The sequence below is a fragment of the Chryseobacterium sp. C3 genome, from assembly GCF_014218905.1.
GTDB classification, from domain to species: Bacteria; Bacteroidota; Bacteroidia; order Flavobacteriales; family Weeksellaceae; genus Chryseobacterium; species Chryseobacterium mucoviscidosis.
In genome coordinates, this window is record NZ_JACLCU010000002.1 from 365,804 (window position 1) to 382,844 (window position 17,041).

Below are 17,041 nucleotides of genomic sequence, written 5' to 3' on the forward strand. Positions count from 1 at the left end.
ATAAAAAACATCCTGCGCAATCTTTTTACGCAGGATTATTTTATGTAAAACTCGTCTAAACTTTTTACCACAAAAGATGCAAAAGATTTTACACTTTAGTTTTTTAAGTTTAATACTTAAATGGAAAGAAATAGCACATAAGTTTAAAAAAAATCAAAGATTTTTTCTCTTTGCAGACTTTTGAAATACTTTAAATAAATCCAATAAAGTCTTTTGTCTCTTTTGCGGTTAAATTTAAAGTGACTTTATACAAACTGATAATAATGTTTTTAAGAGCTTTTAAGAAGGTGAAAAAATTATTTAGATCTGTTTGAAATTTTAACTTTAGATTTTATACGCAAAGTTTCTATTTTTCGATGATATACTTTAAAAGAAAGCAAAGTGAGGGCAGATTTCATCTGCTATTAAGCAAGGTCTTTAACAGCCGTTTATGACGTAAAGCTATATGCAACATTTTCCATAAATAAATATGCTTTTCTTCCTTAAATTACATTTTTATCATTCGCTGAACGAAGTTCCCTTGCGAACAAATAAATAAAATCATTTTAATAAATATAACTTTGCGTGTATTGCGTTAAAATTATTTAGCCTCAAAAATTTTATCATTTAAAAATCTTCGTAAAACTGTCTTTTTCCAGATTCTCCAAAGAAAAATCAAAGTCGATATTTTCTTTATCATAAACGATTTCAGCCCCTAATTCCTGAATCAAAAGATTGAAGGATATCGGTTCGTACCATTGCTGATACAATGCATTCGTCGCCATTACGGAAATTTCTGTATTTCCTGAAACATGAGCATGTCCTGCTCCGAAATTCAGCAATACGAAACACTGTCTTCCGTCTTTTGGCAGCAACATTCCCAAAACGGTCTGCTTTTGTACGGATTGACATTTTGCTTCTGCAAACAGATTATTCGGATTCATCATATAATCGTAAGAAACGGCATCGCCTTTTCCGATAACTATTTTATATCCGCAGTCGCTGTTTCCGTTGAAAACGTTGTTCATTACCAGAGTCGGAGCCATTAAACCTGTGTTTGCGTAAAGATATTCTACAGCACCGTTTGGCGCAGAAGTGATATCTCCGGAATACATCAGTTGACCGGCATTTTGGTTGTAAGCTGCATTCCATCCGATTTTTCCGGCAATATTTAATCCCGAAAGGTCCAAATCATAAGCTCCCCATGCATTTTCCCAGTAAATTCCGACCGCTAATCTTTCACCGAAAAATCTTGTTCCCGTCGGAATATTCCCTACAAACATCTTTTCAGAAGTCGGTAAGGCAAATTCTACATCTTCAGGGAAATAGAATTTCTTTCCTTCAAAACGATACTTTGATTTTAAATAGCTTAAGATAAAATCGTAGTTCAGTTCATTCACAGAAGTTGCAATTGATTTTTTCGTCCACGATTTTCCGTTTCGGATTCTGTATACAAAAGTATCCTGACCATACATTCTTGAATAACAAGCCGATAAAGCTTTAAACAAAGCAAACGGAGTGGCATTTTCCAGCCAATGTAGATCGCTGTTTTCCAGCAAAATATTCGTTGCGTTATTCAATGGATTCGAAATTAATGGTTTGTGATAAATTTTCGACAGTTTTGAAATTTTATTAATCACCTTGGGCGCTCTGTTTTTATAGGCTAAAAATAAAGGCTTGAAACGGTTAAAAATTTTCGCCATTTTTTCCAGTCCGAAACTTTCAAAAAGATAGGTCGGATTAAATTTACTTTGCTTGATATCATTAATCAAATCATTGTTTTTAATTAATAATGTTTCTTTTGTGGTTTTGTAGATCACGTAACGTAAAAATTCGACATTATTTTCAGGATAAATATCGTAACGGTCGGCAATTTTTATGATGGCTTCTTTGTTTCTGATATTTTCTTTTCCTGTAAAATCATATTCCAGTTCGTCGTGCAGAATAGATAGTAAATCATCAATTGTTTCTTCTTTCAGAGCAATTCCAGATCTTAGAATAGCAAGACATTTTTCCTGAAGTTCTTCTTCTGAGTAGGCTTTAATTACTTTGAAATTCAGCTTCAGATCCGGGATATTCAACACTTCATCCGGAATGTATACTTCACCCTGAAATCTGCTTCCATAGGTGGAAAAATAATGAAATAACTGTTCCATCAACAGTTCGAATCTTGTACTTTCTTTAATCTTCTGCCAAGATTTATGAAAGGTTTTGTTGAGATCGTTTCCGTTCAGCTTTTCTTTAGCGTAGTAAGAAATAATTTCTTTTTTTGCCCACAATGCAGAAGGTTCAATGATGAAACCATCCTGAGAAATAAATACTTCAGCATCCGATTCTTTTGCCAGTACAGCGTTGAATAATTTTAATGTTTTCATTGTTTTTAGTTTAAAAAAATAAGTGAGGAGTAAGATTCATTAAAAGTGAAGTGTTATAGGAACTCCTTTTACCTATAGTTTTTAAAAGGCGGGGAGTAATTTTCCAAATAATTTATAGGAACTCCCTTTGCCTTAAAGTTTTTTAAAAAGGCGGACACTCCGGCAAGCTCAGTGCGACATTTTTAGCTAAAATATTAGCATTAAATTTTATCGGAGATAAAATCCTTGCGCCTTAAAATTATAGTTGTTAAAATAAATTGCGCCTTTGTGTATATCTAACAATTTTTTTCTTTTTTTTGAGGAACAGGCAGGACTCGAACCTGCGACCCACAACTTTGAAGTTTACAGGAACTTTATTTGCCAAAAGCGAAAAGTAATCTGTTGCTCTACCATCTGAGCTACTGTTCCTACCTTATGATTAAAGGTTTTCATTAAACCCTACAGGCTTTTACACCTGCAAGGTTCGGTTATTAGTTTTCTTTTTGTTAACCCATTGTTCTTAATCTGTTTTTACGGATAATTTTGAACTCTTAACTTCCAATGATCTGACTTCGGAAAGTGAAGCGTTAAGAAAATTTAAAATTAATCCGTTAAAAAATTCTCATTGTCTGAAGCGCGACTGCACTTTTGAACCGAAGAACTTATCTTGAATTCGCGCAAGTTTTGGGAATTTTAGGAATAAGTTTTAATTTTTAGCGGAAGTTTCCAGGTCTTGAACTTTTTGTTTCTTTTGTTTCAAGACAAAAGAAATTCTATGCTTTTCTAAACTTCTTCTTTTTCTTCCAAGGTGCATTCTTTTGAACATCACCCGCCATGATACATCCGTAAGGCATCACTTCATCCAGAACTTCACACAATCCGTATTCTTCAATCTGAGCTCTTACGTTTTTGGCACTTTTATAAGCAGTCGGAAGTTCGGAAATATCAATTTCATTGGTGAAGAAACGGATGTCTAATCCTTTGGTTTCTTCTTCAAAAACTTCTTCGATGGTTTTATGCGCCAACGATTTTTTATGCTGACTTCTGCTGAAGTTTCTTCCCGCTCCGTGAGGCGCAAAACCCAGATTTCTTTCGTTGGTAATTCCTTTTACAATCAAAACCGGTTCTGCCATATTCAAAGGAATTAATCTCGGACCTGTAATATCCGGCATAAATTTATCATCCAAAGGCGTTGCACCTTTTGCGTGGTAGAATAAATCTCCATCTTTGAATACAAAATTATGCTCGTTCCAGTATCGGTCTTCTTTCTCGATTCCTAATTTATTCAAAGCGGCATCATGAATGGAAATATGATTTTCTTTCGTCCATTTTCTGATTAACTGTAAGGCTTCCCAATATTGTTTTCCTTCTTCCGTTTCATAAGGGATCCATGCGTTTTCTCTTAAGGTTTCAGGAGAAATTTCCATTCTGAACTGGTTCGCAACCTTCATTCCTTTATCATACAAAGCTGCGCCCGGAGCTCTTGAACCGTGGTGTGTTACCAACATCGTGTTTCCTGTATTTTTGGAAATTCCGACAAACAGGAAATGGTTTCCGTCGCCCTGCGTTCCCATATGTGAACGCGCAATGCTTATTAATTTTTCGTCATTCAGAAAATCATTCTCTCTGAAAGCATCCATCAATTCCTGAGACATCGGCATCTGTTCTCCTCTCGGTCTTCCACCGTATCCGAAATGCGTGATGGAATGGGCTGCATCCAAAACTTCTTTAGGATCTGCTTTTCCGAAATCCGTCAGCATCACAGAACAGCAGATATCTGCACTATGGAATCCCGGATGAATCGCATTTTTCGCCACAACCACACCGCCAACAGGAATATGCCCTGCACGACCTGTAGGACAGGCATCCGGCATAATGGCTCCGTTTTCCAGAGTCGGCGTTTTCATCAGGACTTTCATGGTGTTGATTACTTTTTCTACGTTATCATTTTCACTTTCGTGTTCTGCTCTGATGTTGATCACAAAATCTTTTGCCGTTTCATGAAGCGGAATCAGTTCGGGCTGTTTAAACTGTTCCAGATATTCTTTTATCTGAGTTTCGTCTAAATTATTTTCGTTGATGAATTCAATCGCTTCTTTAAACCATTTCGCTGGTCTGTATCCTAATTCGATTAAATGATTTCCGTTAAATTCCATATGTTCTCTCATTTTGATGATGCAAAGTAATAACTAAAGTGTGCAATCTTTTTGCGCAGATAAAATTATTTTAATTATTTTTGAGGAATTAACCACAAAAGGCACAAAAGTTAGTTGACACATGAGTCACATTAGTTTTAAGTTAAATGATTGAGGATACTTTAGAGCACATCAGATTTAAAAATCAAAGATTTTTGTGAGGAACAAATAAAGCTCTAAAGTGGATACTGAATCATTTCAAAAAATAGTGTCCTTAAAGAACGAGAAATGGTTTTTTAAAACTTTTCTACACAGATATTGCTCTGATCGAGCGGATTTCTGTTTTAAAATTGAATTATTTATAAATAAAAAATTAAGATATGTTGTTTGAACAATTAGAAAACGCGCCACAGGAAATTGAGTTTAAGGATGTAATTGCTTTTATTGATGAACATTACGATTTTACCCCGACAAAATTTACGAACGGAAATACAGTAAATGAAGCCAATCAGAATAACGGCTCCTGTAAGATTTTTAGTTTTGCGAAATTAAATGATCTGTCGAAAGAAGAAACGCTGAATCTTTTCGGAGAATTTTACAGGGAAGATGTTCTTAAAAATCCTGAAGGAACAGATCATCAGAATATCAGAAACTTTATGGAATCCGGCTGGGAAGGAATTTATTTTGAAGGAAAAGCTTTAAGTAGAAAGTAAACTGTCATTACGAACAGACCGGAGGTCTGCGAACGCAGTTCAGAAATGACGAAGCAATCTCAAACAATTTAGAAGAGATTGATTGAGTGCTTCCTTGGTAAGGAAGAGGTCATGAAAAATGACAGCTTTTACCACCCCGTCAAAAAATCGAAGATTTTTCGCCACCCCTCCAGAGGAGGGGAATTTGACTGCCTTATTAAATTCAACCTCAATCTCAGTCTTAACCTAAAATTTAACCTCATCATATGTCATCCAACAAAAACGCGCTCATCCGGTACAAAACACTGGATAAATGTCTGAAAAATAAATACCGGAAATATACCCTCGAAGATCTTATTGACGAATGTTCGGAAGCTTTGTTTGAATTTGAAGGAAAAGAATCTTTTGTAAGCAAAAGAACGGTACAGCTCGATCTGCAGAATATGAGGAGTGAAAAATTCGGATATGAAGCACCGATTGAAGTATACGAAAGAAAATACTATCGTTACAGCGATCCCGATTACAGCATTCATAATATTTCGGTTAATGAAAGTGATCTGAAAGCCATGAATAATGCGGTACAGATTCTAAAGCAGTTCAAAGACTTTTCGATGTTCAAGGAAATGAACGGGGTGATCCAAAAACTGGAAGATTCCATCCATTCCACGAACCAGAAATCAATTATTCATTTAGACAAAAATGAACAGTTGAAAGGTCTGGAATATATTGATATTCTGTATGATGCGATTTTATACAAGAAAGTACTGAACATCACGTATAAAAGTTTTAAGGCAAGAGAATCAGATTCTTATATTGTTCATCCGCAGTTGCTGAAGGAATTTAACAACCGTTGGTTTTTGATCTGTTCCAATAAACAGTATGTCTATAATCTTGCTCTGGACAGAATGGAAGATATTCAGATTGAGGAAAAGATCGATTATATTGATATGAATCTCGACGGCGACGAATATTTTAAGGATATTGTAGGAGTGAGTGTTTCGCCAACGATGGCTCCGCGAAATGTGGTTTTCTTCGTAGATTCTCATAATGCACCTTATGTAAAAACCAAACCTTTTCATGCCAGTCAGGAAATTGTAAGCGAAAGTAATGAGGGTACGATTTTTAAAATCTGTGTACAGTTGAATTTTGAACTGGAAAGACTTCTTTTGGGGTTTGGAGAATGTCTGGTTGTGCATAAACCGAGAAAACTCCGCTTGCGGTTAGAAGAAAAATTCAAAGCGGCGGCAAAAAACTATCAGAATCTTATCATTCCTGAAGAAGATTGATAACAATTCTTGGCTTAGAAATTGTATTGCATGAATTATAAAAAAATAAACAGTATGAAATCAAGAATATTAAAAGCAGTTGTAGCAGTAGTTGCGCCTTTGGTTATCGAATTTATCGTGAAGAAGATTTCTGAGAAAATTGATCAGAAAAGTCAGAAAAAAGAAGATCCTAAGCAACTTCCTGCATCCACGAATTAACATGACAAGTAGTTAGATTTAAATTATAGAAAAGAGGCTGTTCATTTTTGCAACAGCCTCTTTTTATTTTTAAAGCTTTCTAAATGATTTTAAAATTTGATGCAAACTGAATGTTCAACGGAGTCAAAAGTTGCAAAATATGATCAAAATGTAATGATTAGTTATTCTAAATTTGTGTTAACTTTTGCATTTGTATTCATTGATTCTATATAAAAGTTAAAACAAAGTTTTTATGACTGTCCGTGATTTTCATCATTAAACCTTTGAGTTCTTTGCTGAGTGAAACGCCTTTGCGAACTTAAAAACAGTTAGTATATAAAGAATCTTAGCGATCCTTTGCGTTAAAAAGTAGTATAAATTAATAACGGATGATCAAAAGCTTTTATATAAAATCATAAACCCCGTTTTTCCAGCCCAGAACTTTAGAAGAGTCTGCTTTCAGCCAGTTTTTAAGGATAGTAGCATAAATTTTCCGGAAATCTTCGGTGTAGATTAAATCGCCTTCATTCAGATTCTGTAAATCGGGAAGTGCATTCAGAATTCCTTTTTTCTTTAAACCTCCACTGATGAAAAACATCTGGTTTGCCGTTCCGTGATCGGTTCCGTTGCTTGCATTTTGAGCAACACGGCGGCCAAATTCTGAAAAAGTCATTAGTAAAATATCATTAAAAAGTCCGTTACTTTTCATATCCGCAACAAACGCTTTTACCGCATCATTGATGTCTGTAAAGAGTTTTTGCTGTCTTTCATTCTGGTTCACGTGCGTATCAAAACTTCCGATGGAAAGATAATACACTCTCGTATTGATGTCAGATTTAATTAAAGAAGAAACCGTTTTAAAGTCTTTTCCGAGCTGAGAATTCGGGTAAGTCTGTTCTGTTTTTTTCGCTTTGCTTTTTTCGAAAATGTAGTCTGCGTTGTTGATGGTGGAACCTAAAGTCTGATATAAATAGGAAACCGTTTCGTCGTCATGATGATGATCGTAGAGTGATTTGAAATATTTTTCCTGACTGGTCTGATATAATCTTTTCGGATCTTTAAAGGCAAATGCTTTATTTTTTTCACCTTTTAAAGCTAAACTCAGCATATCGTCCACTTCTAATGCTTGTGTGGGATGATCGCATTTATAACATTCTTCATCCAGAAATCTTCCCAGCCAGCCTGTGTCAAGATATTCATCGCTTCTGCTTGCAGAATGCCAGATGTCCATGCTTCGGAAGTGTGATTTATCGGGATTCGGATAACCGACATTATTCATCACAGAAAGTTCTCCCTGATCATACAGTTCTTTGAAATAGGAGAGGGCAGGATTAATTCCGGCTTCGTCCGTAAGCTGCATGGAATTCTGAATGGCAATTTTATTTCTTTCCCTGAAATAAATATCATTTTTTGTCGGAATAATCGTATTCAGACCATCATTTCCTCCCGTGAATTGCAGTACCACCAATATTTTCTGATTGGGTTCCAGTGCATCATCAAATGTCATGGCTTTCAGGAAATTCGGCATCAGAAACGATGCGGTTGCCAATGAACTTATTTTTAGAAATTCTCTTCTTTTGATTAACATAAGCTTAGGTTTTAGGATAAAGATGATAGGCGGCAGGTTTTAAAGCTGTATTTTAACGGTAAGCTAAAATCTGCTGCTGAAAACTACATTAACTGATATTCCGGTGTCGACATGAGATTAATGACATTCATTTTCACGCTGTTGTCGGAGAAATTTTTCACCGAACTCATATCCAGAGATTTTGAACTCTGAATTAAATAATCCTCCACATTCTTTCCGTTAAAAATCTTTTCTACACGAGTCCAATCGATCGTAATATTCGGGTTTTTAAAACTTTTCGTTAAAGAATTCGTGTTGTTTTTTAAACCCATATCCAAATCATCATCTTCTTTCGGACGGTAATCTAACGGTCGCAAGCCGGACCATATCTGCGGAATCTGAAGTCTTAACATTAAAGTCGAACTGTCGATCCACGATTTTCCGTTCGGCCAGCCCGAAACGTTCGGCGGGTACAAAAGCATCTGTCCCAGTAATTTCTGATAAACGATGAGGTTTTCAGGATTCTGAATATTCATGGGAAGCGACCGCATGATTCCTGCCATCAGTTCAATGGGAGATTTTATCCGGTTGCCGATATTTTTTTTATCATAAAACCATGAACTCGAAAAAATATCCATCATGAGTTTTTTAATGTCGTAACCGGACTGGTAAAAACTTTCGCTCAATGATTTTACAATGTTTTCATCAACATTTTCATTCACGAAGAATTTATAGATTTTTGTGGTGATGAATTTTGCTGTTGCCTTTTGTTCAAGAATGATATTTAAAACATCTGTGCCTGTAAAATTGCCTGTCTTTCCAAGAAATGTCTTTGAGCCTTCATCATGAAGATTTTTCCGTTCTTTAAAATTTCCTTCTTTATCCGATCCCCATCCTGTAAAAGCTCTCGCACCTTCCCGAATGTCTTTCTCCGTATAATTTCCTCGTCCCATAGTGAAAAGCTCCATCACTTCACGGGCAAAATTTTCGTTGGGATGATCTTTTTTGTTCTGCTGATTGTTAAGAAAATTCAGCATTGCCGGAGCCTGACTGACTTCAAATAAGAGATCTTTAAAGTTTCCGAGTGCATTCTTTCGGATGACATTTAAAATCTGTCGGTTAAATTTCGGGTTCACCACTCTGGAAGCAAAATGACCATGCCAGAAAAAAGCCATTTTCTCCCTCATCTGCTCTTTGCTGTTCACCATTTTATCAAGAAAATTCAGATTGAGCTCTTCGTTCTGCTGTCGGCTGATTCTCTGCATTTCCTTTTTCTTTTCTGCCGGAGTCTGATCATTCATCATATAGTCTCCGGTTTCTGCAATATCGGGCGTATCATAATTTACGTAAAGAAATGTTTCTTCTTTAAACAAATCATTCATCAGGCTTTTAATGTCTTTTTTATGAAGATCTTCAAGCTGATTGATTCCCGGTCCGAATCCTGCGCGCCAGAGAAGGTGTTTATTGTTGAGTAACGATGGAGAAATCATATCAATTATTTACTTTTTGATGGATGTGATGAAGTAAGGTTAAAATTAATAACGGTTAAGAATTGTTAATATTGAATAGGTTTTTTAAATATATTTTGCTTAAATGTTTAACCCCGCCCTAATTTTCAGAATATTCATTTAAACGCTTATTTAATTTTTTAATCAAAATAATATATTGAATTTCAATTTTTTACGGCTTTAAGCATTGTTAAAGTTGCTGTAAAGGCTTTGCTTGGCACGATTTTTACATATTTCAGCGTAGTAAAATTTAAAAAATCAGAGTTATGAAAATGTTTAAACAAGCAATTTTATTTGCCGGAATTTTGACTGCAGGAGCATTGAGCGCACAAAGTGCACAGATGAATAATATGATAAAGGTAGGAGCAAATGTTGGTTTAGCAGTTCCTTCTGACAATACTTCTATGGCAGTAGGAGTGGATGTAGCCTACCAAAACCTTGTAACTCCGGGATTCGGATTGGGGATTGCAACAGGATATACACACTATTTCGGTAAAGATAACAACGGATATACTAATAATGATGTAGGAGTAGTTCCTGTAGCTGCTTTATTGAGAATTTATCCGAAACAGACAGGATTTTATTTTGGGACAGACTTAGGATACGGATTTTTGGTAGGTGATGATAAAGTGGCTTCTAATGTTGCTTTAGACAGACCAAATGGTGGTTTTTACTTAAAACCGGAAATTGGATATCATAACCAGGACTGGAATTTCTTTGTACAGTACCAGAAAGTTTTTGTAGGAAGCAAAGGCGATTTGCCTAATCAGGACTACAATGTGGGTAACATTGGAGTAGGATTTTCTTACAACATTCCATTAGGGAAGTAGTTAGATTTAAATATAAGCAATTATTAACCAAACCTTTTCGATTTTTTGAGAAGGTTTTTTATTTCTAACGAAAATTTACAAAAGATATTATTATATTTGATAAAATTTGAGGTTATGATTTTGAATCCAAAATTTCCACTTTATTTACCGGGAGTAAAAAACGACAGCAATGATAACGTTTCTATCATTGGCGCAAACCTTCGTGAAGATATTACAACTTTAGGATATTTCGTCTCCGGTAACGGAGGTCTTGAGATTAAAATCCAGAATAAATACTTTACCAAAGAATATGGTTCTTTCACAGAAATTTTAAAGAAATTTATTCAGGACAATCAGCTTGAAAACATAAAAAGGCTTGGGATAGCGGTTCCGGGACCGGTTCTGAACGGAAAAAGCAGTCCGGCAAGATTAGGTTGGAATCTTGATGTAGAAGAATACAAAAGAGATTTAGGTTTTGAAAAAGTAGATATGCTGAATGACCTTGAAGCTTCGGCTTACGGAATGGGGCTTTTAGAAGATGCAGACCTTGATCCGATCTACACAAGCGGACACCTCGAAAACGGAAACGTGGCAATTCTTGCTCCGGGAAATGGTCTGGGTGAAGCCGGATATTTCTTCGACGGAAAATATCTGAGACCTTTTGCAACCGAAGGAGGACATTCAGAATTCTCTCCAAGAACGAATGTTGAGGTAGAATTTTATCAATTCCTAAATAATATCTACGGAATCGTAAGCTGGGAAAATGTATTGTCTAAAGGAGGTTTATTCAATATTTACAGATTCCTGAGAGATGTGAAAAGACATCCGGAACCGGAATGGCTTGCCGATCGTTTCGCAAATGGCAACTTTGCAGAAGAACTGTACAAAGCTGCAATAGAAGAAGATGTACTGATCTGTAAGATTGCACTGGACACTTTCCTTGAATTTTTAGCAAGAGAAGCCAACAACCTTACGCTTAAATTAAAAGCGACAGGCGGTTTATTTATCTCCGGAGATATTCCGCAAACAATTGCAGATTACATCAACAAGGATAAATTTTACGAAAAATTTAAAATCAGCGATAAGATGGAAGAAATGCTGAGAAATATTCCGATTTATCTGAACAGAAATCCGAATACGGCACTGAATGGTGCAGCACTTTACACCGCTTACTATCAAGAATAAAACAAGGCTCCGAAGAAATTCGGAGTTTTTTTATGGATGATATTACTCATGAAAAAAAATTGTATTTATTGATGTACATCAATGAAATCTCTCGAAGCAGTTAGTTACATTTGCACCAGTAAATAACAAACAAGAAAATAACTTTTATTCAAATGAAAAAAATATTTTTATTAGCAGTTTTAGCAAGCGGATTAGCATTCGGACAGGCAAAAAAAGTAGTAAGCTCTGATGTACAGTGGTGGGGTTATAAAATCGCAAAATCTGAGGCAAGCTCTCACAACGGAACGGTAAAAGTAAAATCCGGAGAAATGGTATTGAAAGGAAACCAGTTGGTTGGCGGTTCTTTCGTATTGGATATGACTTCTATCAACGCAACAGATCTTTCCGGAGAATATCAGCAGAAACTGAACGGTCACCTTAAAAACGGAGATTTCTTCGAAGTTGAAAAATATCCTACAGCAACTTTCAAAATCACCGGAGTAAAGAAAAACAACGATAAAGTGTATACTTCTTTAGTTACAGGAAACTTAACGGTAAAAGGAAAAACCAACGCTATTTTTTTCCCTGCAAAAATTACCTATGCAAACGGAACAGTAAGCTTAATGTCTAACAAATTCTCTATCGACAGACAGAAATTTGATGTGGCTTACAAATCTACAATGCAAGATGTTCTTGTGAAAGATGATATGGATTTGCTTGTAAAGGTAACAGCTAAATAATTTAATCAAAAAAAGATTGTTAAAAGTGTAGAAGTTCTACACTTTTTTTTATTTTTGTTGAATTGTAAATAAAAAAGAATGAAAAGATTACTATTGTTTGCTATGATGTGCGTAAGTATGTCATTTGTTTTCGCTCAGAAGAAAGGAGATAAAGTGGTAAAAGTAACATCGTCGGACATCAGATGGTGGGGATATAAAGTTGTAAAAACAGTTCCTACAACCCACTCCGGAACCATAAAGCTGAAAAGTGGAAAATTTACTTTTGATAAAACAGTTTTGGTGGACGGAGAATTCGTTATCGATATGAAATCCTTAATGGCGGGTGATGTTTCAAGCCAGGATGAAGATATGGTAAAATTAACGAACGATCTTAAAAGTCCAAACTTCTTCGACGTTAAAAAATTCCCGCTGGCGAAATTCCATTTAACGAAAATTATTCCTCTGGCAAACAGCGAGTACAATTCTACCGTTTACGGAGATGTAACGATTAAAGGAGTAAGAAAAACCATCACTTTCCCTGCAAACGTTTATATTACTCAGTTTACCGTAGTAATCGAGTCTGCTAAATTCTCACTGAACAGAAGGGACTTCAAAGTATTCTACCAGTCTTCTCTGAAGGATTATTTCATCAAAAACGAAATGGATATCCAGTTCAGAATTTCCACAGCAGTTTTGGATAACGAAAACAGAACGCCTGTTAAAAAGAAATAAGGACACCTTTTAATAAATCAAAATGAGCGATTTCTTTGGAAACCGCTCATTTTTTTTGACTGATTTTTTTATTTTAGTAGTATGAAAATTTATGTAGTAAGCGGACTTGGTGCAGATTTTAAGGTTTTGGAGAAAATAGAATTTCCAAAGCATCACGAAGTGGTTTTTATCGACTGGCTGATTCCTCATCAAAATGAAGAATTCTCAGATTATGTAAAAAGAATGGCGGAAAAGATTGATGATTCGGAGCCTTTTTATCTGGTGGGATATTCTTTCGGGGGAATTATGGTGCAGGAAATCAACAGGCTGAAACCTGCCAAAAAAGTGGTGATCCTCGGAAGTATTAAATCCGATAAAGAAAAATCCCGCCTCATCAAAGCCGGACAGATCACGAAAATTCCAAAAGTTCTTCCCGTTACTTTCTTCAACGAAAGAACTACCAATATGTATTCCGTCGTAAGAAAATTCTTTGATCCCCGAAATCCTAAAGTTTTGCAATATTTCAGGGTAAGAGATCCGTATTATTTAAAATGGTCGATTGAAAAGATTTCAGACTGGAAGTTCGAAGAAAATCCCGATGTGGTACAGATCTTGGCAGACCGCGATATTGTTTTCCCGATCAAAAATTCCAAACCCGATTATGTGATCAAAGGAGGGAGCCATTTATTCCCAATTACAAAATTTAAAGAAGTTACATCTATTTTAAAGGGGGTATTAGAATAAAATTTAGTTTTAAAATTAAATTTCAATTAATTTTATAGGGGTTTGTTTTAAATTTTTATTTTTTTTTAAAAATTTATCCTTACATTTGAAGGGGTAAAACACAAATTTTTATGAGAGTAGGTTTAAAATGGATCGTTTCTTTTGCGATAATTGCTTTGATTGCCGTTGGCGGACTATTCTGGAGTCCCATTACAGATTTCCCGAATTCCGGAGCATTTTTAAGCGAAGATAAAATTGTAGGGGCAGATGTTGCCTGGATTCTTGCTGCGGCAGGTCTTGTTTTATTAATGACTCCCGGCTTATCTTTCTTCTACGGAGGAATGGTGGGAAAGAAAAACGTAATTTCTACGATGCTTCAAAGTTTTATTGCTTTGGGAGTAATTTCTATTTTGTGGGTAGTGGTTGGTTTTTCCCTCTCATTCGGAGATTCTATTGGTTTTACCATCAATGGAGAACATTACGGAATCATCGGCAACCCTTTGAGCTATCCTTTTTTCAGTGGAGTAGGAGTATTGCCGCATAAAGCGATGGCTTCTACGATTCCTTTTATTCTTTTTGCTCTGTTTCAGATGAAATTTGCAGTCATTACTCCTGCATTAATTACGGGTTCTTTTGCAGAACGGGTACGTTTCATCTCATACCTTTTATTCATGGTACTTTTCAGTCTGTTTATTTATACCCCGCTTTGTCACATGGTTTGGCATCCGGACGGATTACTGAATAAATATTTTGGTGTAAAAGATTTTGCAGGAGGCACTGTTGTACACATGAGTGCCGGTTTTGCAGCTTTAGCAGGCGCAATGGTGGTTGGAAACAGAAAAAAACCTCATCATGATCCTTCCAATATTTCTTATGTCATGTTAGGAACAGGAATGCTCTGGTTCGGATGGTTTGGTTTTAATGCAGGTTCAGCTTTAGCGGCTAATGCTACGGCAGCAACGGCTTTCGGAACAACAACAATAGCTTCAGCTTCCGCGATGATGACGTGGATCTTTTTCGACAGAATTAATAAAAGAAAAGTTTCTGCTTTAGGTGCCTGTATCGGAGCCGTTGTCGGTTTAGTCGCAATTACTCCCGCCTGTGGTTTTGTTTCCGTTGCAGAAAGTCTTTTTATAGGGTTTATTTCCGCTATTGTTTCTAATTTAATGGTGAATTGGAAAGCTTTAAAGAAAATTGATGATACTTTAGACGTTTTTGCCTGTCATGGAGTAGGAGGAATCATGGGAATGATCTTAACCGCAATTTTTGCACACGGCGAAAAGGCGAGTCTTCTTCATGGCGGCTTTGAAGTTTTTGCCCATCATATGGCTGCGTTACTGTTGGTCTCTGTTTTTACGTTTTTCGGATCATTGCTTTTGTATAAAATTACCGACAGCATTATCACTTTAAGAGTTTCAGAAGAATCCGAAGATATGGGACTGGATATTTCGCAGCATGAAGAAAGTCTCTGCTGAGAAAGAGAATATTGAATAATAAATCGTCAATTGTTAATTTATTTAAACTTAAAAACAATTAATAATTGAATGCGAAGCAAATTCACCATTCGTCATTCACACAAAAAAGGTTATCTACAAGTGTTCATATAGTTTTAATTAGAAAGCCGGAGCTGAATTTTCAACTCCGGCTTTTGCATCTCGATTTATCGTGTATCTTTGCGTTTAGGAAAAATGAGCAATTTTCTATATGGAATCAATATCGGTTTTTGAGATTATAAAAGTAGGAATAGGTCCGTCCAGTTCACATACAATGGGACCTTGGAATGCAGCTTCTGCATTCATCAGGATTATTAAAAGAGAAAGAGCAATTGAAGAGGTAAAAGAAGTTTTCCTTGAATTTTTCGGTTCACTGGCAAAAACGGGGATCGGTCACGGAACCGATATTGCCGGAATGCTGGGTCTGAATGGAGAAGATTTTAAAACAATCGATACCACAAAAATTGATGAAAAAATAGAAAAAATAAAATCTACTCAAATCCTAAATCTGGGAGGTGAAAAAGAAATCCCTTTCATTTATGGGCATCATTTGGTGCTGAATATGCATAAATCTTTGGAGTATCATCCCAACGGAATGATTTTCAAGGCTGTTTTTGAAGACGGAACCGAACTTGTGCAGGATTTTTATTCTGTAGGCGGAGGTTTTATCATGAGTCAGGAGAAAAAATCGATTCAGAAACATTGTGTCCGTACCTTATATCCTTGTCATAAATCTTCAGATATTGTGAAATATTGTGAAAAATTAGGACTGAAACGCATTTCAGATTTAATTTTAATCAACGAAGAAAGCTGGAGAACACCTGACGAAACAAGAGCGGAAGCACTTTACATCTGGCAGCAAATCAAAGAATGCATTTACAAAGGTGTCAATAAAGAAGGAACTCTTCCGGGCGGATTGAATGTTACGCGTCGTGCAGCCGGAATCAACAGAAAATTACTGGGCGATAAAATCTACAAAAATAAAGATGAATGGTTTCAGCAGGTTGTAGAAGCCGAAGAAAATTTCACCAATATCAATAAATGGATTTCCTGTTTTGCATTGGCTGTGAATGAAGAAAACGCCAGTTTCGGAAGAATCATTACCGCTCCTACCAACGGTGCAAGTGGCGTAATTCCGGCGGTTTTGATGTACGCACAGGCTTTTACGGAATTTACCAGCGAAGATGACATTGTGAGATTCCTTTTAGTAGCAGGAGAAATCGGTACATTATTCAAAAAAAATGCAACCATTTCTGCGGCAATGGGTGGTTGTCAGGCAGAAGTAGGTGTTTCTTCCGCAATGGCGGCGGCAGGTCTTACCGAAATTTTGGGAGGAAGTGTCGGTCAGGTTTTAATGGCAGCCGAAATTGCCATGGAGCATCATTTAGGCTTAACCTGTGATCCGATAAAAGGACTTGTACAGATTCCTTGTATCGAAAGAAATACAATGGGAGCGATAAAAGCCATCACGGCAGCAAATATTGCGCTGGAAAGTGATCCAGCGAAAGCAAAAGTAACGTTAGATGAAGTAATCCAGACGATGTGGGAAACCGCTTTATCCATGAATGACCGTTTTAAGGAAACTTCCGAAGGCGGTTTGGCAATTGCGGTGAATGTTCCGGAGTGTTAATTTTTAATTTCGGTTGATTTACAAAATAGTAAAGTGTTCATAATTTATTCTATAGAAAATCTATTAAGTTCTATGGAATAAATTATGAGACTTA

Annotated in this window: 14 protein-coding genes and 1 tRNA gene; 10 read left to right on the forward strand and 5 right to left on the reverse strand. The window is 36.1% G+C overall.

The window, feature by feature from the left end; translation table 11 throughout:
- Nucleotides 1–602: 602 nt before the first annotated feature.
- The 3 genes from H6W53_RS05505 to H6W53_RS05515 all read right to left on the reverse strand — a co-directional run bounded on the left by H6W53_RS05505 (nucleotide 603) and on the right by H6W53_RS05515 (nucleotide 4,489).
- The gene (locus tag H6W53_RS05505; protein ID WP_185205145.1) at nucleotides 603–2,354 is read right to left on the reverse strand and encodes a hypothetical protein; all 1,752 of its coding nucleotides are present in this window, start codon (nucleotides 2,352–2,354) and stop codon (nucleotides 603–605) included.
- Between the two features lie 299 nt (nucleotides 2,355–2,653).
- Nucleotides 2,654–2,762, reverse strand: a tRNA-OTHER gene (locus H6W53_RS05510).
- Between the two features lie 344 nt (nucleotides 2,763–3,106).
- The gene (locus tag H6W53_RS05515) at nucleotides 3,107–4,489 is read right to left on the reverse strand and encodes an RtcB family protein (RefSeq protein ID WP_185205597.1); all 1,383 of its coding nucleotides are present in this window, start codon (nucleotides 4,487–4,489) and stop codon (nucleotides 3,107–3,109) included.
- 359 nt (nucleotides 4,490–4,848) lie between these two features.
- Here H6W53_RS05515 and H6W53_RS05520 point away from each other — a divergent pair, with 359 nt between their 5' ends.
- The 3 genes from H6W53_RS05520 to H6W53_RS05530 all read left to right on the forward strand — a co-directional run bounded on the left by H6W53_RS05520 (nucleotide 4,849) and on the right by H6W53_RS05530 (nucleotide 6,644).
- The gene (locus H6W53_RS05520; protein ID WP_185205146.1) at nucleotides 4,849–5,181 is read left to right on the forward strand and encodes a HopJ type III effector protein; all 333 of its coding nucleotides are present in this window, start codon (nucleotides 4,849–4,851) and stop codon (nucleotides 5,179–5,181) included.
- A 245-nt stretch (nucleotides 5,182–5,426) separates the two neighbouring features.
- Complete coding sequence (locus tag H6W53_RS05525) at nucleotides 5,427–6,446, forward strand: helix-turn-helix transcriptional regulator (protein WP_185205147.1); 1,020 nt, start codon at nucleotides 5,427–5,429, stop codon at nucleotides 6,444–6,446.
- A gap of 54 nt (nucleotides 6,447–6,500) precedes the next feature.
- The gene (locus tag H6W53_RS05530) at nucleotides 6,501–6,644 is read left to right on the forward strand and encodes a hypothetical protein (RefSeq protein ID WP_165763009.1); all 144 of its coding nucleotides are present in this window, start codon (nucleotides 6,501–6,503) and stop codon (nucleotides 6,642–6,644) included.
- Nucleotides 6,645–7,026: 382 nt separating this feature from the next.
- Here H6W53_RS05530 and H6W53_RS05535 read toward each other — a convergent pair whose 3' ends face one another.
- The gene (locus H6W53_RS05535) at nucleotides 7,027–8,211 is read right to left on the reverse strand and encodes a DUF1501 domain-containing protein (RefSeq protein ID WP_185205148.1); all 1,185 of its coding nucleotides are present in this window, start codon (nucleotides 8,209–8,211) and stop codon (nucleotides 7,027–7,029) included.
- A gap of 83 nt (nucleotides 8,212–8,294) precedes the next feature.
- The gene (locus H6W53_RS05540; RefSeq protein ID WP_185205149.1) at nucleotides 8,295–9,680 is read right to left on the reverse strand and encodes a DUF1800 family protein; all 1,386 of its coding nucleotides are present in this window, start codon (nucleotides 9,678–9,680) and stop codon (nucleotides 8,295–8,297) included.
- 284 nt (nucleotides 9,681–9,964) lie between these two features.
- On the opposite strand from H6W53_RS05540, the gene H6W53_RS05545 reads away from it, so the two are divergent.
- The 7 genes from H6W53_RS05545 (at nucleotide 9,965) to H6W53_RS05575 (ending at nucleotide 16,947) form a co-directional block, all read left to right on the forward strand.
- Entirely contained in the window at nucleotides 9,965–10,528 is a 564-nt protein-coding gene (locus tag H6W53_RS05545; protein WP_076395474.1) for a hypothetical protein, read from the forward strand.
- 114 nt (nucleotides 10,529–10,642) lie between these two features.
- A complete protein-coding gene (locus H6W53_RS05550; protein ID WP_185205150.1) occupies nucleotides 10,643–11,692 on the forward strand; it encodes a glucokinase in 1,050 nt (349 codons plus the stop codon).
- Between the two features lie 152 nt (nucleotides 11,693–11,844).
- Nucleotides 11,845–12,411 carry a YceI family protein gene (locus H6W53_RS05555; protein ID WP_185205151.1) on the forward strand — a complete coding sequence of 189 codons (567 nt, stop codon included), beginning with the start codon at nucleotides 11,845–11,847 and terminating at the stop codon, nucleotides 12,409–12,411.
- A gap of 78 nt (nucleotides 12,412–12,489) precedes the next feature.
- Nucleotides 12,490–13,122 (forward strand): YceI family protein, encoded by a 633-nt coding sequence (locus tag H6W53_RS05560; protein ID WP_185205152.1) that lies wholly within the window; start codon nucleotides 12,490–12,492, stop codon nucleotides 13,120–13,122.
- 81 nt (nucleotides 13,123–13,203) lie between these two features.
- Entirely contained in the window at nucleotides 13,204–13,845 is a 642-nt protein-coding gene (locus tag H6W53_RS05565) for an alpha/beta hydrolase (protein WP_185205153.1), read from the forward strand.
- A gap of 110 nt (nucleotides 13,846–13,955) precedes the next feature.
- On the forward strand, nucleotides 13,956–15,299 hold the full coding sequence (locus tag H6W53_RS05570) for an ammonium transporter (RefSeq protein WP_185205154.1): 1,344 nt from the start codon (nucleotides 13,956–13,958) through the stop codon (nucleotides 15,297–15,299).
- 229 nt (nucleotides 15,300–15,528) lie between these two features.
- The gene (locus H6W53_RS05575; protein WP_185205155.1) at nucleotides 15,529–16,947 is read left to right on the forward strand and encodes an L-serine ammonia-lyase; all 1,419 of its coding nucleotides are present in this window, start codon (nucleotides 15,529–15,531) and stop codon (nucleotides 16,945–16,947) included.
- Nucleotides 16,948–17,041 lie beyond the last annotated feature (94 nt).

Excerpts from the sequence above, each read along its gene's own strand:
- H6W53_RS05505 (WP_185205145.1), bottom strand. The coding sequence starts at position 2,354 with ATGAAAACATTAAAATTATTCAACGCTGTACTGGCAAAAGAATCGGAT.
- H6W53_RS05515 (WP_185205597.1), bottom strand. The coding sequence starts at position 4,489 with ATGGAATTTAACGGAAATCATTTAATCGAATTAGGATACAGACCAGCG.
- H6W53_RS05520 (WP_185205146.1), top strand. The coding sequence starts at position 4,849 with ATGTTGTTTGAACAATTAGAAAACGCGCCACAGGAAATTGAGTTTAAG.
- H6W53_RS05525 (WP_185205147.1), top strand. The coding sequence starts at position 5,427 with ATGTCATCCAACAAAAACGCGCTCATCCGGTACAAAACACTGGATAAA.
- H6W53_RS05530 (WP_165763009.1), top strand. The coding sequence starts at position 6,501 with ATGAAATCAAGAATATTAAAAGCAGTTGTAGCAGTAGTTGCGCCTTTG.
- H6W53_RS05535 (WP_185205148.1), bottom strand. The coding sequence starts at position 8,211 with ATGTTAATCAAAAGAAGAGAATTTCTAAAAATAAGTTCATTGGCAACC.
- H6W53_RS05540 (WP_185205149.1), bottom strand. The coding sequence starts at position 9,680 with ATGATTTCTCCATCGTTACTCAACAATAAACACCTTCTCTGGCGCGCA.
- H6W53_RS05545 (WP_076395474.1), top strand. The coding sequence starts at position 9,965 with ATGAAAATGTTTAAACAAGCAATTTTATTTGCCGGAATTTTGACTGCA.
- H6W53_RS05550 (WP_185205150.1), top strand. The coding sequence starts at position 10,643 with ATGATTTTGAATCCAAAATTTCCACTTTATTTACCGGGAGTAAAAAAC.
- H6W53_RS05555 (WP_185205151.1), top strand. The coding sequence starts at position 11,845 with ATGAAAAAAATATTTTTATTAGCAGTTTTAGCAAGCGGATTAGCATTC.
- H6W53_RS05560 (WP_185205152.1), top strand. The coding sequence starts at position 12,490 with ATGAAAAGATTACTATTGTTTGCTATGATGTGCGTAAGTATGTCATTT.
- H6W53_RS05565 (WP_185205153.1), top strand. The coding sequence starts at position 13,204 with ATGAAAATTTATGTAGTAAGCGGACTTGGTGCAGATTTTAAGGTTTTG.
- H6W53_RS05570 (WP_185205154.1), top strand. The coding sequence starts at position 13,956 with ATGAGAGTAGGTTTAAAATGGATCGTTTCTTTTGCGATAATTGCTTTG.
- H6W53_RS05575 (WP_185205155.1), top strand. The coding sequence starts at position 15,529 with ATGGAATCAATATCGGTTTTTGAGATTATAAAAGTAGGAATAGGTCCG.